Annotated in this window: 23 protein-coding genes and 1 pseudogene; 3 read left to right on the top strand and 21 right to left on the bottom strand. The window is 40.3% G+C overall.

Annotated elements, in window-relative coordinates; translation table 11 throughout:
- Positions 1-79: 79 nt before the first annotated feature.
- The 3 genes from E7C97_RS00470 to E7C97_RS00460 all read left to right on the top strand — a co-directional run bounded on the left by E7C97_RS00470 (position 80) and on the right by E7C97_RS00460 (position 2,366).
- Positions 80-1,009: a metal ABC transporter substrate-binding protein gene (locus tag E7C97_RS00470; protein WP_316107561.1), complete on the top strand. Its 930-nt coding sequence runs from the start codon at positions 80-82 to the stop codon at positions 1,007-1,009.
- A 122-nt stretch (positions 1,010-1,131) separates the two neighbouring features.
- The gene (tpx, locus tag E7C97_RS00465; protein ID WP_316107558.1) at positions 1,132-1,626 is read left to right on the top strand and encodes a thiol peroxidase; all 495 of its coding nucleotides are present in this window, start codon (positions 1,132-1,134) and stop codon (positions 1,624-1,626) included.
- Positions 1,627-1,715: 89 nt separating this feature from the next.
- Complete coding sequence (locus tag E7C97_RS00460; RefSeq protein ID WP_316107557.1) at positions 1,716-2,366, top strand: metal-dependent transcriptional regulator; 651 nt, start codon at positions 1,716-1,718, stop codon at positions 2,364-2,366.
- Between the two features lie 149 nt (positions 2,367-2,515).
- Here E7C97_RS00460 and dtd read toward each other — a convergent pair whose 3' ends face one another.
- The 21 genes and pseudogenes from dtd to E7C97_RS00355 all read right to left on the bottom strand — a co-directional run bounded on the left by dtd (position 2,516) and on the right by E7C97_RS00355 (position 25,001).
- Positions 2,516-2,959: a D-aminoacyl-tRNA deacylase gene (gene dtd / locus E7C97_RS00455; RefSeq protein WP_316107556.1), complete on the bottom strand. Its 444-nt coding sequence runs from the start codon at positions 2,957-2,959 to the stop codon at positions 2,516-2,518.
- A 30-nt stretch (positions 2,960-2,989) separates the two neighbouring features.
- Positions 2,990-5,206, bottom strand: coding sequence for a bifunctional (p)ppGpp synthetase/guanosine-3',5'-bis(diphosphate) 3'-pyrophosphohydrolase (locus E7C97_RS00450; protein WP_316107555.1), 2,217 nt, complete (start codon positions 5,204-5,206; stop codon positions 2,990-2,992).
- 144 nt (positions 5,207-5,350) lie between these two features.
- Positions 5,351-6,481 (bottom strand): ABC transporter ATP-binding protein, encoded by a 1,131-nt coding sequence (locus E7C97_RS00445; protein WP_000229955.1) that lies wholly within the window; start codon positions 6,479-6,481, stop codon positions 5,351-5,353.
- A gap of 113 nt (positions 6,482-6,594) precedes the next feature.
- Positions 6,595-7,464 carry a PucR family transcriptional regulator gene (locus tag E7C97_RS00440; RefSeq protein ID WP_316107553.1) on the bottom strand — a complete coding sequence of 290 codons (870 nt, stop codon included), beginning with the start codon at positions 7,462-7,464 and terminating at the stop codon, positions 6,595-6,597.
- Positions 7,465-7,466: 2 nt separating this feature from the next.
- Positions 7,467-7,853 carry a Mini-ribonuclease 3 gene (locus E7C97_RS00435; RefSeq protein ID WP_045763483.1) on the bottom strand — a complete coding sequence of 129 codons (387 nt, stop codon included), beginning with the start codon at positions 7,851-7,853 and terminating at the stop codon, positions 7,467-7,469.
- On the bottom strand, positions 7,846-9,189 hold the full coding sequence (gene cysS / locus E7C97_RS00430) for a cysteine--tRNA ligase (protein ID WP_316107566.1): 1,344 nt from the start codon (positions 9,187-9,189) through the stop codon (positions 7,846-7,848). The genes E7C97_RS00435 and cysS overlap by 8 nt, the downstream gene beginning before the upstream one ends.
- 229 nt (positions 9,190-9,418) lie before the next feature.
- Positions 9,419-10,180, bottom strand: a complete 762-nt coding sequence (locus E7C97_RS00425; RefSeq protein WP_316107552.1) for a nucleoside phosphorylase — start codon at positions 10,178-10,180, stop codon at positions 9,419-9,421.
- A gap of 79 nt (positions 10,181-10,259) precedes the next feature.
- Positions 10,260-10,877 carry a serine O-acetyltransferase gene (gene cysE, locus E7C97_RS00420; RefSeq protein WP_316107551.1) on the bottom strand — a complete coding sequence of 206 codons (618 nt, stop codon included), beginning with the start codon at positions 10,875-10,877 and terminating at the stop codon, positions 10,260-10,262.
- A gap of 15 nt (positions 10,878-10,892) precedes the next feature.
- Positions 10,893-13,115, bottom strand: coding sequence for a polyribonucleotide nucleotidyltransferase (gene pnp, locus E7C97_RS00415; RefSeq protein ID WP_316107550.1), 2,223 nt, complete (start codon positions 13,113-13,115; stop codon positions 10,893-10,895).
- Positions 13,116-13,471: 356 nt separating this feature from the next.
- On the bottom strand, positions 13,472-14,338 hold the full coding sequence (gene metF, locus E7C97_RS00410; protein ID WP_316107549.1) for a methylenetetrahydrofolate reductase [NAD(P)H]: 867 nt from the start codon (positions 14,336-14,338) through the stop codon (positions 13,472-13,474).
- 64 nt (positions 14,339-14,402) lie between these two features.
- Entirely contained in the window at positions 14,403-16,652 is a 2,250-nt protein-coding gene (gene metE, locus E7C97_RS00405) for a 5-methyltetrahydropteroyltriglutamate--homocysteine S-methyltransferase (protein WP_316107547.1), read from the bottom strand.
- Positions 16,653-17,003: 351 nt separating this feature from the next.
- Entirely contained in the window at positions 17,004-17,297 is a 294-nt protein-coding gene (locus E7C97_RS00400; RefSeq protein ID WP_316107546.1) for a helix-turn-helix transcriptional regulator, read from the bottom strand.
- Entirely contained in the window at positions 17,287-17,652 is a 366-nt protein-coding gene (locus tag E7C97_RS00395; RefSeq protein WP_000556946.1) for a type II toxin-antitoxin system RelE/ParE family toxin, read from the bottom strand. Before E7C97_RS00395 ends, E7C97_RS00400 begins: the two co-directional genes overlap by 11 nt.
- A gap of 156 nt (positions 17,653-17,808) precedes the next feature.
- On the bottom strand, positions 17,809-18,174 hold the full coding sequence (locus E7C97_RS00390) for a TIGR02328 family protein (protein WP_075228062.1): 366 nt from the start codon (positions 18,172-18,174) through the stop codon (positions 17,809-17,811).
- Positions 18,158-18,562: a YbgA family protein gene (locus E7C97_RS00385; protein WP_316107545.1), complete on the bottom strand. Its 405-nt coding sequence runs from the start codon at positions 18,560-18,562 to the stop codon at positions 18,158-18,160. The genes E7C97_RS00390 and E7C97_RS00385 overlap by 17 nt, the downstream gene beginning before the upstream one ends.
- An 80-nt stretch (positions 18,563-18,642) precedes the next feature.
- Complete coding sequence (locus tag E7C97_RS00380) at positions 18,643-20,244, bottom strand: type I restriction-modification system subunit M (protein WP_316107544.1); 1,602 nt, start codon at positions 20,242-20,244, stop codon at positions 18,643-18,645.
- A 226-nt stretch (positions 20,245-20,470) separates the two neighbouring features.
- Positions 20,471-21,346, bottom strand: a pseudogene (locus E7C97_RS00375) (HAD family hydrolase); the annotation flags it as partial.
- 15 nt (positions 21,347-21,361) lie between these two features.
- Complete coding sequence (locus tag E7C97_RS00370) at positions 21,362-22,594, bottom strand: restriction endonuclease subunit S (RefSeq protein ID WP_316107543.1); 1,233 nt, start codon at positions 22,592-22,594, stop codon at positions 21,362-21,364.
- Between the two features lie 128 nt (positions 22,595-22,722).
- Positions 22,723-23,619, bottom strand: coding sequence for a hypothetical protein (locus E7C97_RS00365; RefSeq protein WP_316107542.1), 897 nt, complete (start codon positions 23,617-23,619; stop codon positions 22,723-22,725).
- Positions 23,620-24,010: 391 nt separating this feature from the next.
- Positions 24,011-24,763, bottom strand: coding sequence for a DUF6261 family protein (locus E7C97_RS00360; RefSeq protein WP_316107540.1), 753 nt, complete (start codon positions 24,761-24,763; stop codon positions 24,011-24,013).
- Between the two features lie 25 nt (positions 24,764-24,788).
- A complete protein-coding gene (locus E7C97_RS00355; RefSeq protein ID WP_316107539.1) occupies positions 24,789-25,001 on the bottom strand; it encodes a hypothetical protein in 213 nt (70 codons plus the stop codon).
- Positions 25,002-25,344: the final 343 nt, after the last annotated feature.

The raw sequence follows: 25,344 nt of genomic DNA, 5'->3' as shown, positions 1-25,344 counted from the left end.
CCAAAACAACGATATTTGAAACTGAAAAATAAACATTTGTTAAAATAAGGGGCAAAACCCCAATAAATTGGAGGATCTAATGAAAAAATTAGGTACATTACTCGTTCTCTTTCTTTCCGTCATTGCTCTTGTAGCATGTGCTAGTGGAAAAAAAGATGCAGCTTCTGGTCAAAAACTAAAAGTTGTTGCCACAAACTCAATCATTGCTGATATTACTAAAAATATTGCTGGTGACAAGATTGATCTTCACAGTATCGTTCCTGTTGGTCAAGACCCACACGAATACGAACCACTACCTGAAGACGTCAAGAAAACTTCTCAAGCTGATTTGATTTTCTATAACGGTATCAACCTTGAAACAGGTGGCAATGCTTGGTTTACAAAATTGGTAGAAAATGCTAAGAAAACTGAAAACAAAGACTACTTTGCAGTCAGCGAAGGCGTTGATGTTATCTACCTTGAAGGTCAAAACGAAAAAGGAAAAGAAGACCCACACGCTTGGCTCAACCTTGAAAACGGGATCATCTATGCTCAAAATATTGCTAAGCAACTCATCGCTAAAGACCCTAGCAACAAGGAATTCTACGAAAAGAATCTCAAAGAATACACTGAAAAACTAGACAAGCTTGACAAGGAAGCCAAAGAGAAATTTAACGCTATTCCTGCTGACAAGAAACTCATCGTAACCAGCGAGGGATGCTTCAAATACTTCTCTAAAGCTTACGGTGTACCAAGTGCATACATTTGGGAAATCAACACTGAAGAAGAAGGAACACCTGACCAAATCAAGACTTTGGTTGAAAAACTTCGCCAAATGAAAGTTCCATCACTATTTGTTGAATCCAGTGTCGATGATCGTCCAATGAAGACTGTTTCAAAAGACACAAACATCCCAATCTATGCTCAAATCTTTACGGACTCAATCGCAGAACAAGGTAAAGAAGGCGATAGCTACTACAACATGATGAAATACAACCTTGACAAGATTGCTGAAGGTTTAGCTAAATAAATTTCTAAAAACGTCATTCTTTTTCCGAATTGGCGTTTTTTCTATGCCTACATTTCCAGTCAAATCATTGGAAAATTCTGACCGTTTCAGCTAAAATGAAAGAAAAAAGATTGGAGTAGCTTATGACTACATTCCTTGGAAACCCTGTTACGTTTACAGGAAAACAACTACAAGTAGGAGATAAAGCACTTGATTTCTCTCTCACAACGACTGACCTCTCTAAAAAAACACTGGCTGACTTTGAAGGCAAGAAAAAAATCTTGAGTGTCATCCCTTCTATCGATACAGGCATCTGCTCGCTACAGACTCGTCGCTTTAATCAAGAATTGGCTAGCTTAGACAACACTGTTGTCCTAACGGTATCTATGGACCTTCCTTTTGCCCAAAAACGTTGGTGTGGTGCTGAAGGTATTGAAAATGCCATCATGCTCTCAGACTATTTCGACCATTCCTTTGGACGTGATTATGCCCTCTTAATCAATGAATGGCATCTGCTCGCACGCGCAGTCTTTGTCCTTGATGCTGACAATATTATCCGTTATGTTGAGTATGTGGACAATATCAACAGCGAACCAAACTTTGAAGCAGCCATTGAGGTAGCAAAGTCGCTTGACTAAAAGAAAGCCCACTTGTAACAAGACAGAAAGCTAGAGAAATCTAGCTTTTTTTGGTATACTAGATGGAGATAATAAACAAGGAAATGCGAATGACACCAAATAAAGAAGACTACTTAAAATGTATTTATAAGATTGGCATGGAAGTTCCTAAAATTACCAACAAGGAAATCGCTGCTCGGATGCAGGTATCACCTCCTGCGGTAACTGAGATGATCAAGCGCATGCAATCCGAAAATCTTATATTAAAAAATAAAGAAAATGGCTATATACTAACGGATATTGGATTAAATCTGGTCTCTGAGCTTTATCGCAAGCATCGACTGATAGAAGTTTTTCTAGTTCACCATCTAGACTATACCAGCAATCAGATTCACGATGAGGCTGAGGTATTAGAGCATACAGTTTCAGATCTTTTTGTGGAGAGACTGGAGAGTATGTTAGGCTTTCCAAAGACCTGTCCCCATGGAGGAACCATTCCTGCTAAGGGTGAGCTTCTAGTTGAGGTTAATAACCTGCCACTTTCTGATATTAAAGAAGTAGGAAACTACCTTCTGACAAGAGTTCACGACAGCTTTGAAATCCTCCAATATTTGGATAAACATGCCATCCATATTGGAGAACAACTCCAAGTCAAGCAGTTCGATGGCTTCTCTAATACCTTTACCCTGATTCACAACAATGAAGAACTTCAAGTCAGCCTAGAAATCGCCAAACAACTCTATGTTGAAAAAATGAACTAATACTCAATGAAAATCAAAGAGCAAACTAGGAAACTAGCCACAGGCTGTACTTGAGTACGGCAAGGCGACGTTGACGCGGTTTGAATTTGATTTTCGAAGAGTATAAAATCTCTATCAGCAAAAAACCAGGCCCGCGAGCTTGGTTTTTCTTATCTGTTTTTGGTGTCAAGGATGATGGTTACTGGGCCATCATTGACCAGTTCTACCTGCATATCTGCTCCAAAGACTCCTGTCTCAACAGGAACTTCCTTGGCTAGTTCTTGGTTAAATTCTTGATAGAAAGCTTCCGCCATATCCGGTTTAGCTGCACCTGTAAAGGCTGGACGATTGCCTTTTTTGGTATCGGCAAACAAAGTAAACTGAGAGATGGAGAGGATTTCTCCTTGGATATCTTTAACAGAAAGGTTCATCTTGCCTTCAGCATCTGAGAAAATCCGCATATTGACAAGTTTTCTGACTGCATAATCCAAATCTTCTTTTTGATCCTCAGGGCCAACACCAACTAGGAGTAATAATCCCTGCTGGATTTTCCCATATACTTGACCCTCAATAGAAACTTGAGCTTTCTTGACACGCTGAACGATAATTCTCATTGCAATCCTTTCTGATTATATCAAACCAACTTAACCATTGGTCCGTTTAACAGAGTAGACTTCTGGTACACTCTTAATCTTATCAACTACAGTCGTCAGCATTGAAAGGTTAGAAATCCCAAATGAAACGTGAATATTCGCAAATTTCATATCTTTGGTAGGCTGGGCATTGACCGTTGAGATGTTTTTAGTTGTATTTGACAAGACCTGTAAAACATCGTTCAAAAGTCCAGTACGATTGAGACCGTAAATATCGATATGAGCCATATATTCCTTGCTTGAGAATTGGTCTTCCCATTCAACATCTAGTAGACGTTGTTCGTAGTTTTCCTGTGAACGAAGGTTCATACAGTCTACACGGTGGATGGCAACTCCGCGTCCTTTGGTAATATAGCCGACGATATCATCACCTGGAACAGGGTTACAACATTTGGCAATCCGGATCAAGAGCCCAGAAGCACCTTGGATGACTACTCCACCCTCATGCTTAACCTTAAGCGTGTCCTTGTTCTCCACCTTGACTTCGCCACCCTTAACCAATTCTTCAGCCTCTGCCTTAGCCTTGGCACGCTCTTCTTCACGACGTTCCTTCTCCGTCAAACGGTTAAAGACAGTGATGGCTCCGATTTCTCCAAAACCAATAGCCGCAAATAGCGCTTCTTCTGTCTTGTAGCTGGTTTTTTGAAGGACTTCATCCATGTGACGTTTGTCCATAAATTTATTAGCCACATAGCCGTTTTCTTGGAGCTGACTAATCAGCAATTCACGACCTTTATTGATGGACAATTCTTTGTCTTGGTTTTTAAAGAACTGACGAATTTTATTTCGAGCCTTGCTGGTCTTAACCATATTGAGCCAGTCACGGCTTGGTCCAAATGAATTTGGATTGGTGATGATTTCAACCTGGTCACCTGTTTTTAGCTTGGTAGTCAATGGTACCATGCGGCCATTAACCTTGGCACCTGTTGCTTTTTCCCCAATTTTAGTATGAATTTCATAAGCAAAATCAATCGGGCCAGAATCTTTTGGAAGTGAACGAACCGCGCCATCTGGAGTAAAGACATAAATCTCCTCAGCTAGATAGTTTTCTTTGACAGTATCTACAAATTCCTTGGCATCATCTGCTTGATCTTGGAGCTCCATCATCTCCTTGATCCAATTCATTCCAATGGTAGATTCCTTGCTATTAACCTGACCCTTGATTCCTTTTTTGTAGGCCCAGTGAGCCGCAACACCGTACTCAGCAACCTCATGCATTTCCTTGGTTCGAATCTGGAATTCAATCGGTCCCTTTGGCCCATAAACAGTTGTATGGATGGACTGGTAACCATTGGCCTTACGATTGGCAATATAATCTTTAAAACGTCCTGGCATTGGTTTCCATAGTTCATGAACGTAACCCAACATAGCATAGACATCACTCTGAGTGTCTAGGATACAACGAATGGCAATCAGATCGTAGATCTCCTCAAAGCGTTTTTTCTTGTCCTGCATCTTGCGATAAATAGAGTAGATATGCTTTGGACGGCCATAGATTTTCCCTGTAAGATGGCGCTCAGAAGAGTATTCCTCGAGTTTTGTCACAACTTCATCAACCAAGGCTTCGCGTTCTTGACGTTTTTCCTTCATCATGTGACTAATCTTGTAAAATTCAGTTGGATTCAGATAGCGGAAAGAGAGGTCTTCTAGTTCCCACTTAACACTTGAAATCCCCAAACGGTGAGCAAGTGGGGCATAGATTTCCATGGTTTCTCTAGAAATACGCTCCTGCTTGTCCTTACGAAGATGTTTGAGGGTGCGCATATTGTGCAGTCGGTCAGAAAGTTTGACCAAGATAACACGGATATCCTCTGACATGGCCATAAGCATCTTGCGATGATTTTCAGCCAGCTGCTCCTCGATAGACTTGTACTCAACCTTACCAAGTTTGGTAACACCGTCCACAATCACTCGAACATCATGGCCAAACTCACGCTCTAAGTCATCCAAGGTAGCTTCTGTGTCTTCTACCACGTCATGCAAAAAACCACAGGCAACTGTAACAGCATCTAGCTTAAGTTTAGCCAAAATTCCAGCTACCTGAATGGGATGAATAATGTAGGGCTCACCTGATTTACGATACTGGCCACTATGGCATTCAACAGCATAAACCAAGGCCTTATGGACAAAAGCCACATCTTCTTTCGATAAATATTTTTGCGTTAAAGCGACGACTTCATCGCCTGAATAAATTACTTCTTTCGGCATGCATACTCTCCAATTCTTCCTACCATTTTAACACTTTTTTGAGGATATGAAAACTAGTAAAGCCCATTATGTAAGAGTTTGCTAAACTTGATAAAAAAACACTACTAGAAAAACTCTAGTAGTGCTCATTGTTTAAAATCTATCTTAGTAAACTGTTCTTTCAGTTTCTACGTCGAAGAAGTGTGCTTTGTTCAAGTCAAATCCAAGTTCAACTGTTGCACCTGCTTGCAAGTAGTCACGAGCGTCAACTTTTGCAACGAATTCATCTTTACCAACTTGGCAGTATAGGTGAGATTCTGAACCAAGCAATTCTGATACAGAGATTGTTGCTTTCACAACTGATTCTGGGAATGTTTCAAGGAAAGCAGGTTCTGCATTTACGTCTTCTGGACGGATACCGAAGATCAATTCTTTTCCTTCGTAGCCTTTTTCACGAAGAACTTTCAAAGCACCTTCTGGAACTTTCAAAGTAAATCCGTCAGCAGCGATGTGGTCACCATTCAATTTAACGTTGATGAAGTTCATAGCTGGGCTTCCGATAAATCCTGCTACGAATTTGTTCACTGGGTTTTTGTAAACTTCTTGAGGAGTACCGATTTGTTCAACACGTCCGATAGTACCTGTACCAGCAGGGTTTTTAGTTGCTGACATGATAACGATACGGTCTGCAAGTGTCATCGCTTCTGTTTGGTCGTGAGTTACGTAGATAGTTGTAGCTCCGATACGACGGTGGATTTTAGCAATTTCAGCACGCATGGATACACGAAGTTTAGCATCCAAGTTTGACAAAGGTTCGTCCATCAAGAATACTTTTGCATCACGGACGATCGCACGACCCATGGCAACACGTTGACGTTGACCACCTGAAAGGTCAGCTGGTTTACGATCCAAGAATTCTTTCAAACCAAGAATTTCAGCTGCTTCTTGTACACGTTTGTCAATGTCTTCTTTGCTGTATTTACGCAATTTCAAACCAAAAGCCATGTTATCGTATACAGTCATGTGTGGGTAAAGAGCGTAGTTTTGGAATACCATGGCAATGTCACGGTCTTTTGGAGCCACGTCGTTGACAACCACGCCATCGATAGATGCAGTACCTTCTGTGATGTCTTCAAGACCTGCAATCATACGAAGTGTAGTTGATTTACCACATCCTGAAGGTCCTACGAAAACGATGAACTCTTTGTCTTTGATGTTCAAGTTGAAATCTTCAACTGAGTAGTGTTCGCTATTTGGATATTTTTTGTAAATATTTTTAAGATTTAATTCTACCATTTCGGTGAACTCCTTTTGTCATTTGATAGTTTTATTATAGATGAAAACGTTTTACTTTTCTATGGCAAGGTGACCAAAAAAATAAAAAAGTTCTGTGCAACTTGCACAAAACTTTAGATTATATCTGGTAAAATCAACTGATAACACAAGGTGAGGTCAGTCAATTCTTTCAACTGAAGACCGGTCAATTCTTCCCATTTATCAATCTTGTACTGGAGAGAATTGCGATGCAGATAGAGTTGTTGAGCTGTTTTTGTCAGGACTGCACTGTTTTCCCATAGTGAAAGGATGATTTCCTGAATCTGATCCTGGTCCACAATCATCCGATGCAGATACTCCTTGATCACTCGAAGATCCACAATTCTTTCACCCATACTCCACAGATAGAGTTGAGAAAAAGTATGGAAACCTTGATGCCCTTGTCGCCACCAGTTTTTGAACAAGTCACGTTCTGCTTTGATGAGATCTGACAGAACCTGATGTCCTGTCTGTGACCAGACCTGACCTAACATGATGGATAAACGTACTCCAAAGTCATATTCTACTGCTTCCAAGGTATCCATCAAAATAGAACGAACAGAGGTATATTTGTCCTGTTGGAGAACAAAAATGTAATCCTGCGCTCCCACCTGAAGCACTGTTTGACAATTTGGAAAAAGGGTTCCCATCATCTCTAACCAAGACGTCAAATTCTCCTGTTGGAAATAGGAGAGGTGGCAATAAACAAGCTGCAACTTTTTAAAGTTTTGCGGTGCCTGTCCCTTACCTTCGATCAGATAAGTATACCAAGGATTGAGGGAAATGGTTTGCTCCTGTTTGGTTAAGAGAGCTACCAGCTGTCTTTCACGCTCGCTAAGACTAGCTTCCTCAAGCAAAAGCCACTGATAATTTGACAGAGGTAGACTTAGATAACCCTCTTTATCAACTGGCTGATCTAAGATTTTACCATCAGGAAACCAATCCAGTAGTTCTTTTGCAATCATTTCTAGCCCTCCACTTTTTGGATGCACCAAGAAATCAAGGTTTCGAGGCGCTCCACATTTTCAGTCATATGAAGATAACCCATGACCGCTTCAAAACCCGTGGACATACGGTAGGTCACCACATCAGCATTTTTAGCCTTTGTGTGGCTATTGGTATTGCGACCACGTTTGTAGATTTCTTCCTCTTTTTCCGTTAGGACTTCTTCTTCCAGCATGAGGGAAATCAAGTGTGCCTGAGCCTTGGCTGACACATACTTGGTTGCCTCTTGGTGGAGTTTATTGGGCTTGGTCATGCCTTTGAGAATGAGATGGCGACGGATATACATAGAATAAACCGCATCTCCTTCAAAGGCTAGAGCAATCCCGTTAATGAGATTGACATCAATCACGTGTCCACCTCACTCCATCCTTGGTATCAAGCAATTTAATCCCTTGTGCAGCTAGTTGGTCACGGATTTGGTCAGCTGTTGTAAAGTCTTTATTTGCACGTGCTTCTTGACGTTTTTGGATCAAGGCTTCAATCTCTTCATCCAAAACTTCCTCAACAAAGACCACTCCAAAGACTTCTAACATAGCTGCAAGAGTCTCCTTGACAGCCGCATCATAGTTTCCTGAGTTGATCCACTTGGCCATTTCAAAGACAACGGTGATTCCGTTAGCTGTATTGAAATCTTCATCCATGGCAGCCACAAACTTGTCTTTGAAAGCCTGTAATTCTCCTTGATCAACAGTTCCAGTAAATGGTTGTTCATAGGTGTTCTTCAAATACTTGAGATTGGTCTCTGCATCACGCACTGCTTTTTCCGTAAAATTGATAGGCTTACGGTAGTGCTGAGTCGCAAAGAAGAATCGCAATACTTGACCGTCGATAGTTTTGAGAGCATCGTGTACCGTAATGAAGTTTCCTAAAGACTTAGACATCTTGACATTGTCGATATTGACAAATCCATTGTGCATCCAGTAGTTAGCGAAGGTCTTACCTGTTTTAGCTTCTGACTGGGCAATTTCGTTGGTATGGTGTGGAAACTCAAGGTCTGCTCCACCACCGTGAATATCGATGGTATCTCCTAAAATCTCAGTTGACATGACTGAACACTCGATGTGCCAGCCTGGGCGACCTGGTCCCCATGGACTATCCCAAGAAATCTCACCTGGTTTGGCAGATTTCCAGAGAGCAAAGTCCACAGGATTTTCCTTACGAGCAGTTTCTTCATCTGTACGACCTGAAGCACCGAGCTCCAAGTCTTCCAAGGTTTTATTGGCCAACTTAGCATAGTTATGAGATTTTTCTACACGAAAATAGACATCTCCTTGGCTCTCATAGGCATAGCCCTTTTCAATCAAGTCTTCTACAAAACGAATAATATCATCCATAAACTCGACTACACGAGGATGACGAGTTGCAGGTTTCACCCCCAAAGCCGTCACATCCTCACGAAAGGCAGCAATGTACTTGTCCGCTACTTCCTGAGGTGTGATGCCTTCTTCCTTGGCACGGTTGATAATCTTATCATCCACATCAGTGAAGTTGGAAATGTAGGCTACTTCATAGCCACGATATTCAAAATAGCGACGAATGGTATCGAAGGCTACTGTTGAGCGAGCATTCCCCACGTGGATATAGTTATAAACTGTCGGCCCACAGACATACATGAGAACCTCTCCCTTTGTAATCGGGACAAATTCTCGCAAATCACGAGACATGGTGTCATAGATTTTAATCATAAAATAATAGTCAGGAAAGCTAAAATTCATAAACAGATATTTTCATAACTAAACTGTTCAACTAAATTTTAGTCCGATTGCTAGTCACAAATCGGATTTCCTTGCTCCTTTCTAAACATAAAAGAAGAATACAGTAAAAAGATGAAGGGAGTCACTACGGAAGTTTTATTGCTATGTTTTCCGTTAGGCTCCCTTCCTTTCTTATTTCGAATTTATCGTAAAGACTAGTCTAAACTAACTCTTGAGCAATGACTAGGGCAATCTCAAAGAAAGTCATAGCATCCGCTTTTCTATCCTCGCGTCTAGCATCCCATTCATGATTGTGATGGTCGACATAGTCAGCTGTGTAGAAAAATTGATAGACATTGGCTTGTCGATATTGGGCCCAGGCCATGATAGCTGAAGCTTCCATATCTACAACTCTAGCTCCTGCTGCTAGTCTTCGTTTGACCTTAGCGGCTGTCTCACGATAGAAGGCATCTGTGGTCCAAGACTTTGTTCGAATATGCTCAATGCCAGCTTTATCCAAAGCTTTTTCCATAGTTAAGAGTAGAGATCGCTCATAAGCTATTTCATCACTTGCTGGAGCATAGTGATAACTAGTACCTTCATCACGTAAAGCCGAGCTTGGTAGGATAATCTTATCTGCTTGAATAGACTGGTCCAGAACTCCGCAAGATCCTAAAACGATAAAGTTTTTAAAACCTCTCGCTTTGAGTTCTTCTAATAGTCCAACAACCATTGGAGCACCTATCGTAGCCATAACAACTGCTACCTTACTCCCATCTTTTTCATAGATATACCATGGTAGTTTGCCATTTAGATTGGTAAGATAGCCACCTTCGTAGACACCATCTATCTGCTTTACTCGTTCAAGGATTTCTCCATTAAAAGACAAGATTATGGTATCACAGATTTCACCACCACTAAGAAGGCTTCGATCAGTTGGCTCGATAACAGCAGGTACATTTTCAAATTCATCTAATAGCATTTATTACTCTTTCGCATTCAGATAAACCACTTGGGTTTGTTTGACAAAGCCAATCTTTTCAAACGGACGAAATCAAATGTTAAAGCTCAGACGATCTATGACTGGCATCTCTCGCTTGCTCGAGTTTATTGACATAGTATTCCCGTTTTCCTTCAACTTCATGAATGGTTGGTTCATCCTTTTGCCCATGCACTCTGACAATCTTGGCTGGAATACCGACAACCGTTACATCGCTAGGAACATCTGCCACAACAACTGCTGCAGCACCGACCTTGGCATTTTCACCGATTTCTACAGGCCCGATAACTTGGGCATGTGCAGATATGAGAGCTCCCTTACGCACGGTCGGATGGCGTTTGCCAACATCCTTCCCTGTCCCACCAAGAGTTACCCCGTGGTAGAGAAGAACCCCTTTTTCAACGATAGCCGTCTCCCCAATCACAAGGCCAGAACCATGGTCGATAAAGACACCTGATTCGATCTGAGCTCCTGGGTGAATCTCAATCTGCGTCCAAAAACGCCAAAACTGGCTGTGCATACGAGCTAAGAGCTTAAAACCATGGTTCCAGAGAAAATGAGAGAGACGGTGGGCAGCCAAGGCTTTGACACCAGGATAGGTCAAAAGAACCTCCAAAGTGGTGCGAGCCGCTGGATCATTTTCTTTTACGATATCAATGGTTTCACGCCACCATCCCATACAATTCTCCTTTTCTTATTCTGAGTCTTTTGGTGTTTCAGTAAATTCTTTATTTGGTTTATGGTCCTTGTGGTGGTGACGAGGACGATCGCCATGACGATGCCCTTTATCCCCTTTTTCTTCTGAACGTTCAGGTTTTGGTGGACGTGGCAAGAGTGCCTTCATAGAAGCATCTACACGACCTTTTTCATCGATCTTAATAATCTTAACATCCACTTCATCACCAATGGCTACCAAGTCTTCGACACGGTTAGTACGAGTCCAAGCCATTTCAGAGATATGGACGAGGGCATCTGTCTTGTCAAAGAGGTTGACAAAGGCACCGAATTTTTCGATACGCACAACTTTGGCATGGTAAACTTCATCCACTTTAGCTTCACGAACCAAACCAGCAATGATTTCTTTAGCGCGGTTAATGGCAGCTTGGTCACTAGAGTAGATAGACACGTTACCTTCTTCGTCGATATCAATCTTAACGCCTGTTTCAGCGATGATCTTATCAATCGTTTCTCCACCTTTACCGATGACAATCTTAATCTTGTCCACATCAATCTTGATGGTATCAATTTTCGGAGCAGTTGGAGCCAATTCTGGACGAACTTCTGGAATGGTTGCTTCAATGACATCAAGGATTTCAAAACGAGCTTTCTTGGCTTGAGCAAGAGCCTCAGTCAAGATTTCAGCTGTAATCCCTTGGATCTTGATATCCATTTGAAGGGCTGTAATCCCATCGCGAGTACCTGCAACCTTAAAGTCCATATCCCCAAAGTGGTCTTCCAAACCTTGAATATCTGTCAATACTGTATAGTTGTTTCCATCAGAGATAAGTCCCATAGCAATACCAGCTACAGGTGCCTTGATTGGCACACCACCAGCCATAAGGGCAAGAGTACCCGCACAGATCGATGCTTGAGATGAAGAACCATTTGATTCCAAGACTTCTGCTACCAAACGGATAGCGTATGGGAATTCTTCCAAGCTTGGCAATACTTGAGCAAGAGCACGCTCACCGAGAGCACCGTGACCAATTTCACGACGACCTGGTGCACCGTAACGACCAGTTTCCCCTACAGAGTATTGTGGGAAGTTATAGTGGTGCATAAAGCGTTTCTTATACTCTGGATCCAAACCATCGATGATTTGCGTTTCACCCATTGGCGCCAAAGTCAAGATAGAAAGAGCCTGAGTTTGTCCACGAGTAAAGAGACCTGAACCATGTACGCGAGGAAGGAAGTCAACAACCGCATCCAAAGGACGAATTTCATCGACCTTACGACCGTCAGGACGAACCTTGTCTTCTGTGATCAAACGGCGCACTTCAGCATGTTCCATTTGTTCCAAGATTTCAGCCACATCACGCATAATACGGTCAAATTCTTCGTGGTCTGCATATTTTTCTTCGTAAACTGCTGTGACTTGGTCTTTAACTGCTTGAGTTGCAGCTTCACGCGCCAATTTTTCTTCAACTTGAACAGCTTTTTGAAGGTCGCTATTGTAGGCTGCGATGATTTCAGCTTGCAAGTCAGCATCTACATGAAGCAATTCTACTTCTGCTTTTTCCTTACCGACAGCAGCAACGATTTCTTCTTGGAAAGCAATCAATTCTTTGACTGCTTCGTGTCCTTTGAGAAGAGCTTCCAACATGATTTCTTCTGACAATTCTTTGGCACCAGATTCTACCATGTTGATAGCATGCTTAGTACCAGCTACTGTCAATTCAAGAAGAGAGCGCTCTGCTTGTTCTTGCGTTGGGTTGATGACGATTTCCCCGTCGACATAACCCACTTGTACCCCAGCGATTGGTCCGTCAAATGGAATATCTGAGATAGAAAGTGCCAATGATGAACCAAACATAGCTGCCATTGGTGCAGATGCATTTTCATCGTAAGAAAGAACTGTGTTGATGACTTGCACTTCGTTACGGAAACCTTCCGCAAACATCGGACGGATTGGACGGTCAATCAAACGTGCTGTCAAGGTCGCATCTGTTGAAGGACGTCCTTCACGTTTCATAAAGCCACCAGGAAATTTCCCAGCCGCATACATTTTTTCTTCGTAGTTGACTTGAAGTGGGAAGAAATCCCCAGTTGCCATCTTCTTAGACATAACGGCAGCAGTCAAGACAGTTGACTCACCATAACGCACGACAACAGAGCCATTTGCTTGCTTAGCAACTTGACCAGTCTCTACGATCAACTCACGACCCGCAAAAGTAGTTTGAAACACTTGTTTTGTCATTTTAATCCCCTTTGGATTGATAAAATTATACGCCTTGCCTACAAAAATCAGGATACAAAGGGCGTTAAGAATCCCGTATGAAAATAGGAGATTGACGCAGTGTGCGATGCACACCAGGAAATCTATCTTTTTCACTAGGGATTTAGCCCGTGTTCAACTCCGAAATTACTTTAGTTCTGATTCTTTAACTTACATCTCTTTGACATAAGATTAAGACTGCTTAAATATCGTTTATACCCTCATCTTTGTATCAAGTACGTACAGAGTCTATTTTATCATATTTTTCTTAAAAAGTGCTGGCTTTTCTATTAAAAAGGAACCATTCCTCCATGAAAAGAAGAATGGTTTGCTTTTTATTATCCTAAAGACTGGTGATTGAACAAGGCATGAGTTGCTTGGTGGATATATTGGGCAGTTTCTGCATTATTCATAGTGTAAAGATGCACACCTGCTACGTCTTGCGTTACCAAGTCCACGATTTGGTCTACAGCATAGGCAAGTCCTGCTGCTCTGAGTGACTCAGGGTCATTCTCATACTTGTCTAAGATAGCCTTAAACTTACGCGGGAGATGGATATTCTCACAAGTCTTCAAAAGACGAAGAGCTTGGTTACGGTTGAGGATTGGCATGATACCCGCATGAATAGGCACATCAATTCCAGCTAAGATACACTTGTCTTGGAAATCATAGAAACGCTCATTGTCAAAGAAGAGTTGCGTTACTAGACTAGAGCATCCTGCATCCACTTTTTTCTTAAGATTTTGGATATCTGAGATTTGGTTTGGCGAATCAGGGTGTCCTTCAGGATAACAAGCACCAATGATATCAAAGTGTGGGGCCTGTTCCTTGATGAACTCAATCAAGTCTGTCGCATAACGGAAGGCCTTTTGCGGTTCAACATCTGGAATGATATCTCCACGAAGGGCCAAGATTTTCTGTACTCCCACCTTATCCAAATCTACAATTGTCTCAGCCACCTTATCCTTAGTCAGATAAATAGCTGGCAAGTGAGCAATGGTTGGAATCGCCAAGTCATTTTGGATAAAATCAGCCAAACGAACCGTCGTTTCCTTGATATTAAATTTATTATTGCTGGCAGTCACACTGATAAAGTGTGGCGCCAAGTCCTGCATATCTTTCAGGGCCGCAATAATTTTGTCATTGCCTACTGCTGGGTTTGGAGGGAAAACTTCAAATGAGAGGGACGGTGTTTGACGTGACATAATGTATAAACCTTTTTCTAGTTGATTTCTTACTGATCAACCATGTATGGAGAACTGTCTTTTCTTACAATTTCTCACGCGCAGCTTTCGCAGCTTCTACAAGGCGGATCAAGCTTTCTTTCGTTTCTGGAATACCACGTGTTTTCAAACCACAGTCAGGGTTGATCCAAACTTTTCTGCTTGGTACTTTCGCAAGGATAGCTTCGATTGTGTGGTCGATTTCGCCTTCGTTAGGCACACGAGGTGAGTGGATATCGTAAACCCCAGGTCCCACTTCTGTTTGGAAGTTTTTCGCTTTGAGTTCGTCCAAGATTTCAAGGTTTGAACGGCTAGCCTCAAATGAGATAACGTCTGCATCCAAATTGTCGATAGCTGGGATGATATCTGTAAATTCTGAGTAACACATGTGAGTGTGGATTTGTGTGTCTGGTGCTACTGTTGAGTGTACCAAACGGAAGGCTGGGATAGCCCAATCAAGGTAGTCTTCGTACCAGTCGCTACGACGAAGTGGCAATTTCTCACGAAGAGCAGCCTCGTCGATTTGGATGATTTTCACGCCTGCAGCTTCAAGGTCAAGAACTTCATCCTTGATTGCAAGAGCGATTTGAAGAGTAGAATCCTTGATAGAGATGTCTTCACGTGGGAATGACCAGTTAAGGATGGTAACAGGTCCAGTCAACATACCTTTAACAGGTTTGTCCGTACGGCTTTGTGCGTAGCTAGACCATTTAACAGTGATTGGGTTGAGACGAGTCACATCACCCCAGATGATTGGTGGTTTAACCCCACGCATACCGTATGATTGTACCCAACCATTCTTAGAGAAGAGGTAACCTGACAAGTTTTGACCGAAGTACTCAACCATGTCATTACGCTCGAATTCACCGTGTACAAGCACGTCAAATCCTACTTCTTCTTGCCACTTGATCCATTCATCGATGGTTTCAGCAAGGAAGGCATCGTATTCTTCTTGTGACAATTCACCCTTACGGAAGGCCAAACGTTTAGCACGAACTTCCTTAGTTTGAGGGAATGAACCGATGGTTGTTGTTGGAAGAGCTGGAAGTTTGAAGGCATCTTCTTGGATAGCTTCACGTTCTGCAAAGGCTGGCAAACGAGTGTAGTCTGCATCTGTCAATCCTGCGATACGAGCACGAAGTTCCGCATTTTCACCAACACGTTCAGTCGCAAAGAGTTCTTTATTTGCTGCAAGTGCCTCTGCCCCTTGACCGTTGCGGATAGCATCCAAGTCACGGATCTCATCCAATTTTTCAACTGCAAAAGCAAAGTGGTTCAAGATAGCTGGTTCAAATTCTTCGTTAGCAGTTGTAAATGGCACATGAAGAAGTGAACATGAGCTAGTCAAAACGATATTATCAGCTGGGATTTGCTCAAGAACAGCCAAGCTCTTTTCGTAATTGTTGCGCCAGATGTTCTTACCATTAACAATACCTGCATAAAGAGTCTTGTCAGCTGGGAAGCCACCTTTAACGAGTTCAAGAGTTTTCTTACCTTCAACGAAGTCAAGACCGATCGCATCTACTGGCAATTTGACAAGGTCAGCGTAGACGTCACGAACGTCACCGAAGTAAGTTTGAAGCAAGACTTCAAGACCTTTTTTGTCAGCCAAGAGTTTGTTGTAGATGTTCAAGAAGAGGGCTTTTTCTTCTTCTGTCAAGTCTTTGACAAGAGCAGCTTCGTCGAGTTGAATACGAGTTGCACCAAGTTCAGCTAATTTTGCAAAAACATCTTGGTAAGCAGCTACTAAGCTATCTACGAAGTCTTCTGCTTTCACACCTTCTTCAAAGTCTGACAATTGAAGGAAAGTGAATGGACCTACAAGGACAGGACGAGTGTTGAGACCAAGTTCTTTAGCTTCTTGGAACTCATCAAAAATCTTGTGACCTGCAAGTTTCACTTGAGTGTCTTTTTCAAATTTAGGCACGATGTAGTGGTAGTTTGTGTTAAACCATTTCTTCATCGGAAGAGCACGAACATCCCCTTTTTCTCCTTGGTAACCACGTCCCAAAGCAAAGTAGCGTTCAAGGTCAGACAAGTCCAAGTTTTGTACTGAAGCAGGAACTACGTTGAAAAGGAAAGCTGCATCTAGGAAGTTGTCATAGTGAGAAAAGTCATTTGATGGAATTTCAGTGATGCCTTTTTCTTTGACGATGTTCCAGTGTTTTGCACGCAATTCTTTCGCAGCAGCCAAGAGTTCTTCTTCTGAGATTTCTTTTCTAAAGTATTTTTCAGTTGTAAATTTTAATTCGCGGAATTCACCCAAACGAGGGAAACCGATAATTGTAGTTGACATGTTTTGTCCTCCAAAAATTGTTGTTGAAACTATCTTAACAGAAAAGAAAGCGTCTGTATAATTGTAAAAAATTAGGCTTTGATATAGTTTGAAACTATATCGTTTCTCAAAGAACAAAAAAAGATTTGGAGAAGATTCCCCAAATCCTTTGATAGAAAACGATTCATAGACTTTTTAAATAGCTAGATTCAGAACAAAATATCAACAAATTGAAAGCTGACTATGGCTTGTTATTAGAAAAGACTATAAGTTGGTTTTCTTTTGTAATTCTGATATTTCCCTGATAAAGTGCGGACGGGAGGTAATATTATCCAGTGGATGATTTTAGCAAACCAAGTCATTCCATCCCTATCAACCTTTTTCCTGTTCAAGCGGGACTACTGCGAGTGTCTTGCCTAAACTGGCTAGAACTTTTAAGACGGTATCTAACTGAGGACTCGTCTTTCCTGTTTCCATCCTAGCTATGACAGGCTGGCTCACTCCACTGAGTTCTTCTAGTTTTTTCTGACTGATACCTTGATCATGTCTAGCTTCAATTAACTCACTCATGATAGCTACTCGCATATCACTTTCAAGGATTTCCTCCTTGGTAAAGAGTTGAGACCGAACATCCTTCCAGTTACTCCCAATGGCACTATTTTTCATCACTTACTCCTCTTTCTTTTAAGTCCTTCAGTTCACGCTTGGCCTTTTCAATCTCTCTCCTAGGAGTTTTCTGAGTCTTTTTAACAAAATGATGTAAAAGAACAAAACTCCCATCAAGCCAAGCTACAAATAAAATCCTATCCCTAAGAGGTCTTAATTCCCATATCTCATCTTCCAAATGTTTCATATAGGGTTCACCAGCTCTAGTCCCATGCTGACTAAGCAACTCAATATAGTCGTTTAGTTTATTCAGTTTAATGCGACTATCTTTACTTTTACGACTAGCCAATTCTCTCATATAATCCAAGACTGGCTCATTTCCATTTTTGTCCTTATAGAAGTAAATTGTGTGCACCAAGCAACCTCTTTTCAATTTAATTATAACTTAAAAGTTATTAAAAGTAAATCCAAATACTTACAAAAAGAAGACCTTAGAATCATTCTAAAGGTCTCATTTTTATTATTCGAAAAAATTACGAAAAGAGTTTTGAATTGGAGCAAATCCTTGCTATTACTCCAGCTCTACCCCCTTGTCACGGAGATTAGCCAGACACTCCTCATAGTAGGCAGCGTCATGCTCGCTATAGATAGGACTATTCAGCTTTTCCTCTGCTAAGTTTTCATAGGAAGGACAGGTCTTACCTCGGTAGTTCTTGTCCAGCCACTCTGGACTGACATTGTAGCCACGGTCAGCCATCTCCTCCATGATCAAACGATGATAGGCATAGAGACGATAGGGCGAGTGGGTAAAGACATAGTCAACCGTCGCATGCTTTTTGCCCCAGCCATTGCCACGAAGGGCGCAGCACTCTCGATGTTGTCCCAAGAGCTGAGGTCGGGGAAGTTGTGGTATCAAATCCTCATGCCAAAGTCTCATGAGAGTCTCCTTTCAGCAAGGTAGAATGTTGCAGATAAGCATTTGGGTAACGTTCAAGCAAATCTCGAGTCCTAGCAATCAAGTCTTGCTTGGAAGCCTGACCAAAGCGATAGCGATCCAGCAAGAGCATATAGTCTTTGCGCTCGTCAAGGCTGGCTTGCTTTTTAAAATAGCCCCAAATATGCTGAAAGGCATTGCAAACCTGACCTCTATGTTCTGGAATCTGGCAGGCACGGTCAATCATCTCTTGAACCTGACTCAGCTCCACCACTTCTTGCTTGAGATACTCGCGAATGTCCTTGTAAATATTGCTGGAATGGCTCAAAACAAGGTATTTATTTTCCGCCCAGAGTTGCTGACAAAGGGCACGTTGGTTGTTGTTTTCCATATTTCTCCTAACTTTCTACTAGTTCCCAGGAAATATGGAAACAAAGTTATATCTATAAAATGAGCGAATTAATTACTCCATCACCCTTTAAAGTTTTTCAAAAATTCTTTGAGCTCAGCATCGGCTTCTGGTGTGGTACCGTGGAGTTGGTTGAGCATTTCAAGTAGAGAAGCTGTTTGGCTTTCTATTGCTTGATTTGTCTCGTTAATCTTGCTGACGATGTCTGTCAATGGCTCTACTTCTTCTTCCTCAAAGGTATCTACATAGCGAGAGATATTGAGGTTATAGTCATTTTCGAAAATTTCTTCATAGCTTGCTAGGTGGGCAAACTTATCAATCTCCTCACGTGACTTGTAGGCTTCCAGAATCTTCTCGATATGGGCATCCGTCATGATATTTTGATTTTTCCCCTTATCAAACTCCTTAGAAGCATCGATAAAGTAAACATCACGGTTGGTACGGTTCTTTTTAAGAATGATAACCGTCGTAGGAATGCTGGTATTAAAGAAGATATTGGCAGGTAGACCGATAACCGTATCAATAGTTCCTTCTTCTAACAAGGCCTTACGAATGGTTCCTTCCGCATTTCCACGGAAGAGAACACCGTGAGGAAGGACGATAGCCATGACCCCATTATCCTGCTTGAGGTGGTAATACCCATGCAAGAGAAAGGCAAAGTCAGCCTTGGACTGGGGCGCCAGTTTCCCAAAAGGAGAGAAACGAGGGTCGTTCAGAAATCCAGAGCTTGCTGACCACTTAGCAGAGTATGGAGGGTTCATGAGAACACCGTCAAAGTTGGTCGGCTCTTGAGTCGGCCAGTCTTCATCCAGTGTATCCGCATTGTGTAGGAATTGATTCTCAACTGGAACACCGTGTAGGATCATGTTCATCCGAGCTAGATTATAGGTCGAGGTATTGAGCTCCTGACCAAAGTAGACAACTGTCTGCGGTTTATGAGAGTATTTCTTGGCATTGAGCAAGAGAGAGCCAGACCCCATGGTCGCATCATAGATGGTAAAGCCTTCCTGGTCTTCACGACCCAAAAATGCAATCTGAGTCATGAGCTTGGCAACAGGCTGAGGCGTATAGAACTCACCAGCCTTCTTACCCGAGTCGGTCGCAAACTGACCGATCAGATACTCATAGGCATCCCCCAGCATATCACCAGCATGACCAGCCACATCTAGCACGGCCAACTCTTTCATAACTGCTGCTACCGTTTGGTTTTGCTTTTGTGGAGTTGCCCCTAGCTTTTTAGAGTAGAGGTCGATATCTTCAAAGAGATTTTCATAGAGGTCGTCACTCTGCTCGATATCACGAAAACCTTGAGCCAGATCTTCCAGCTGGAAAGTCCCCTCATTGACACGTGCTACCAAAGCCGTAAAGGTCAAGTCTGGCTTGATGATATAGTTGAGTTCATTGTTCATGACAGAGACCAGATCCTCATGGGTCTCCGCATCCTCGTAGTAGTTGCGATAGACCTCAAGGGCATCTTCAAGACTATCTGTCCCCTCTTCCATGGTCTCAGCCACGAAAAATAGCATCTTGTCTGACAGATACTTATAAAAGACCATGCCCAAAAGATAGGATTTGTAGTCGTTGGCATCCATCTTAGAGCGGAGAACATCCGCTGAGTTCCACAGGGCTTGGTAGAGCGACTGGGAAGTTTGTGTTGTTTCCATAATGTTTCTTTCTAATTTTTGCAATTATTTTTAAACAGGCAATCATTTATAACCAATCACTTCTCTTTCTACCGTTTGAATCAAGTCCAAAGGAATATCAGAAATAGGAAGTTGATAAACGATATTTATTCGAGGGTTATAAAATCCAGACTTTCGATAGAAAGGAAATCAGAGCCTTTTGAAACAATTACCTTAGTTTTGGCTTTCTTTTGGGCTTTCTGAAGCTTGCTTCAATTTTATCAGCATTTTTCTTGTTTTCTAACAGTTCATTATAAGCCGTTTTATCAATTATTGTCTTGATTAAATTATCAAGTTCTGTATTTTCTGAGTAGTCAGCTGGAACAAAATAATCAATACGATTATCCTGAGTCATTTTGTGAACTTTCTTCCTGTCATTCGTTTTTGGATTGAATACACCGATAGAGTAGCCACCTCTTGTTTTGACAAGCTTCATACATGGAATATCGGTATCACTATCCCCTAAATAAACCATATTTCTAAAAGGAACTCGTAAATCACTTTCAGCAAAAAAATCATTCACTGCATCGTCATTGACATCTAAAATACCTTTGGTAATTCTAAAAAGAAATTGAGTCTTATTTGTATAGTTAACAACTTGAGCAGGCCAGACCGCAACACCATTTTCATCACAATAAAAAGAAGTTGCATAAATTTTCTTAAAAGCACCATTTTTAGCTATTGAGGTCCCCTCTATCATTTCTTTCAAACCAGATGAAATGATATAATGCTCTACAATAACCCCTTTATCTTCCCCATACTTTCGAATACGTTCGAACCACTCTTCGACTCCTGGGAATAGTTCTACCTCTGAACCAAACTTGGCTAACTCTGTCTTTGTAAATAAAACCTTTCCTGCAGATTCTGTTTTCATCGTAAACATATAGGCAAGATTCTTGTCCATATTATTTTCCTTGGCAAACCCATTGGATTTTTTCCAAAATTCACTGATTTCATACCCAAGTTTCTGTATAAATCCTTGGGCTTGCATATCATCCGGAGACAGCGTTTTATCAAAATCATAGCAGATAGCTACTACAGGTTTTTCTTCTTTCTTTAGAGTTTCTGATTTTACTTTTGACATTTTACTGCACTCCTTTTATATAAACATATCCTGCAAGAGTTTCTTTTTCAGTGTTTCAAGCTGAGAAATTTTTTCTTGGTGTGAGTTGATGAGGTTATCGAGGTTTGAGAAATAAGAGCCGATAGCTTGTTGTTCTTCGTATTTTGGGATATACAACTCATATTCCCCATATTCCTTACCATTAACTCCTGGTTGCCCCGATCTTTGAGAAGTTACTTTTACATACTGTGTGAATCTATCAGTCAATGTATTTTGAAAAATAAATTTTGAATCAAATTTTTCTTTTATTCGAGCACGAATCAAGAAACCGGCAAAATAAACTTTGCCATCTTTTATGTCATAAAGATACGTTTTCCCAACACTTGCACCAGTACGAGCAAATAATATATCTTTCTCGCACAATAGGTAGTTGTCGCATTCACTCACGTTAATATCTGGAGAGGTTATACTATCTTCTTTAAATTTACGAGAAACATCATCTATATCAGTTATACGAATATATTTATTTTCTCCATCAAATTCCTTAGCTGAGGCATTTAATCCGTATTCAATACTCTCAGTTACATCTTTCAGCTTCACTTTTTCCCACTCACCTTCAAATCCATCCAAACGAATCTCAGGAACTGTCTGTCCAGCTTTTGGAAACATCTTGGAAAGCATGGTCGCCTTGAGAGATTGGTAGTTGGCAAGATTCTCCTTGTAACTCACCATAAGGTCGTCGATAGTGTGGAAGAGGGAGCCGATGGCGGATTGTTCGTCCAATGATTCTGGAATATAAAAAACAAAAGAATCAATTTCTTTAGAAGATATATTTGGTTGTGCACCTGCTACCAATACAGAATTTAGCTGATTTGTAAACTCTTTAGTCTGTAAAACAGAAGAGAGAAAATCATAGTTTACTGCCCCAGTATTTTGGAAATAACCTACCCGTTGATTTTGATAATATTCTTCCTCAGAATCTAACATAGCTATTTTCCCGGTAGTTGCACCTGACATAGCCAATAGAATTGAACGCCCTCTAAGAACAAATTTTTCATCCGAATTTATCTTAGAGTAATATTCAAACTCCCCTCCAACAGTCCCGTCAAATTTGATATTTGATATTCTAACAATTGGAATTCCAGAATCTAGAAATTTTTCACTTTTAAAAGCAAATCCTCCACGCAGAGGAGCAATACTTTGTAATTTTTTTCTATTCCATTTTTCATAAAAATTTTTGAATTTTATTTTAGGTAGTATAGCTTTCAAACTCTTTCCCTTACCTCATTAATCATTTTTTATATTATATCATGAAAAATAAATATGAACGCTAATAACAAAGTAAAAAGAGAAGAAAATACTTCTTCTCTACTAGCACTATTCAATTATTTATGGAGTTATAAAAGACTAACTAACTCATCATCAAGCATCGATTTGTTGTCTTTGTATTTTTCTGAATGCTCCATGAAATTTATAAAATACTCTGGAGAAGAAGTTGTTGAATCTAGAATATAGTTCTTCTGTTTATCTTCATTGTATGGTTTATTGATTTTAAGTTCTCTCAGAGTTTTTTTAGAGTAAGGTTTCCCTTTTGCATCCTGATACATCGGTAAAAGCTGTAAACGACTAAAGATATCAGAAACATATTTTGCAGGGGATATAATATATCTCTTACTAACTATTGTTTTGGGAATCAGTATCAATAATCTATCTTTTTTATTTTCCTCTGGATCCAACACATAAAGACTCTCAAATTTTGCCCATTCATGATTCATGTGATCCCAATATTCAAAAGTTTTGGTATCACTGCTAATTTGAAGTCCATGTATTTTAGCTTGCTCTAACGAAAAAATAATAAGCTCTTTTTTCAGCAAACTGACAATCAAATCTGACATTCTGTCTTCAGAAAACCTCTTAATAAATAAAGGCACAGCTACTGAAGTTAATGCTTTTTCTTGGACAGCTAAAACAGATGATTTTACATAACTAAAAAATTGGTCAAGCATCTGCATTGAGACACCTTTCCCTTTTGAGTTATTTGAAGAATATCCTAAGTGAGTCGCATTACATTCTTTAGAATGTGAAAAAAGATTAAATGAATCTTTCTTATTCCCTTCGCGATAAATCTCATAAGATTGCTTAATAAAATCATCCACAATTATTTTAAATTTTTCTGGCAATAATAAAGGATCTACAAATAACATAACATCTTCATTTGTATCGAAATCTAAGAAGTCTAATCCTTTTTGTATTTGTTCTCTATTTAAATATTTTGATAATCGAATACCGATCACCCACTTTCTATAATATTTTGTAGAATGTAGGTTAGAAAATTTTCGCTTTGATTTACAATCTATCAAATAAATGATACACTAGAAATGGAATTTTTGAATAGTGCTTTCCTGAACTAGCTAAAAATTCATCACCCTATCAAGACGTCAGCGGCAACTGACGTCTTTTTCTACAATTCATATTATACCATACAAAAAACCAAAATCAATATCTTGTGTATTTTTTTAAAAATAAATTAGAATTACACAAGATATTGATAAAAAGCATAATAAATTCTATCTTTCTTTCATTTCCTATATCTAGTATGTTTCATTTATAAATGATATAGCCAAAATATCCCCTAGAATAGTTATTCCAGAGGATATTTCATGATTAATGGTTGATATTTACTTCCTAATTTACTGTCTCAACTATTTTCTCGGACTTGGCTTTCTTAACATTTGTTGCCAATCGTCGTTTGCTGTCTCGGACTGTATTCAAGTCCTTGAGGAGTTGAGTCAGATGTTCTTTTTCAGGGAAGGCTTCTGCACTTGCTGCGGTATAGCGCATAAAGAGGTCGTAACTAGCTGAAAGCTCTGTACGTATCTGTTTAGTCTTACCTACTTCCTTTGTGGACTTATGCGCACGCGCCTTACTTTCCACTTGGTCGTATTCCTCTTGAGCACTAGTCACTGCCAGTAGCATTGGATTTAGCCCTAGACTTGTAACAGCTCCATAATAAGGTTCTGCACTCAATGTTTTCAGAAGACTCTTGATTTCTGCCGTTTCAACATCGTTACTGTGTTTGGTAATATCCTTGTACTTAGTAAAGACTGGCTTTAGGGTCTCATAGGCTTCCTTGAGTCTGCTTTCCTTGATCTTAGCAAAGCCTCTATGAATGGTAAAGAGACCTACTAAAGCACTATCTCTTTCCTTATCCACTGCTGTCAAACTAGTAGACTCTTTCTTCTCCACACTAGCCAGCTGGTGTTGAAATTCCTCTAACTTTATTTTAAAGCTTCCTAGGTGTTTAGCATACATATCTTCATCTTTTTGTACCTCAGCAAAGGTCTCAAGAATCTTATAATTGTCAATCATCAAGCTTTCAAACTCACGGTTGGTAAAGTTGCTGTAAGTAAGCGGGCGAATGGTATAATTTTTTGTCATAGGTATTGCCTTTCTAGTTAATCATTTATTTTTTCGTATGGTTCAAAATATACTTAATCAGTCCTGGAAGTCCTTCCTGCTTTTCATCTGATTGTACAAAAATTCTTTGCCACTGAGGGGAAAACCAAATTCCATCCTTTATTACACTAGTTTGAAATAAACTAGCGATTAGAATTAAAAGACCAATCATCACAATCGAAGAGAAAAAATCTTCCTCTTTTTCTTTATCTTTTTTCATCATTTTTTCCTTTAAGTTGATAGCTAAATTCTATCAAATAAGTTAATGTTTTGGTCTCCCATCCTCTCAACTGTTTATTTTTTACACTCAACTGTTCAATTGAGGTATTTTAGGTGATATTAAGAAAAAAGTCTCTATCCAACTGGGAAATGATTTCCCGAGCAGATAGAGACTATATATTTTTAAAAAATTGAGGATTGTAAGAGTATAAACCTACGAAATTTTAGGGAAGAACTGTATTCGAAGGTTAGAAGTCTTCAAAAATTCCTCAAACAAACTTTTCGAAGTCTAGAATACTTATAAATTTATGTAAATTTCGCAATTATCTGTTGATAATACACAT

It is taken from the genome of Streptococcus sp. (genome assembly GCF_032481935.1).
Classification (GTDB): Bacteria; Bacillota; Bacilli; order Lactobacillales; family Streptococcaceae; genus Streptococcus.
The sequence above is the reverse complement of the archived record's forward strand: the minus strand, read 5'-3'. Positions and strand labels throughout refer to the sequence as shown.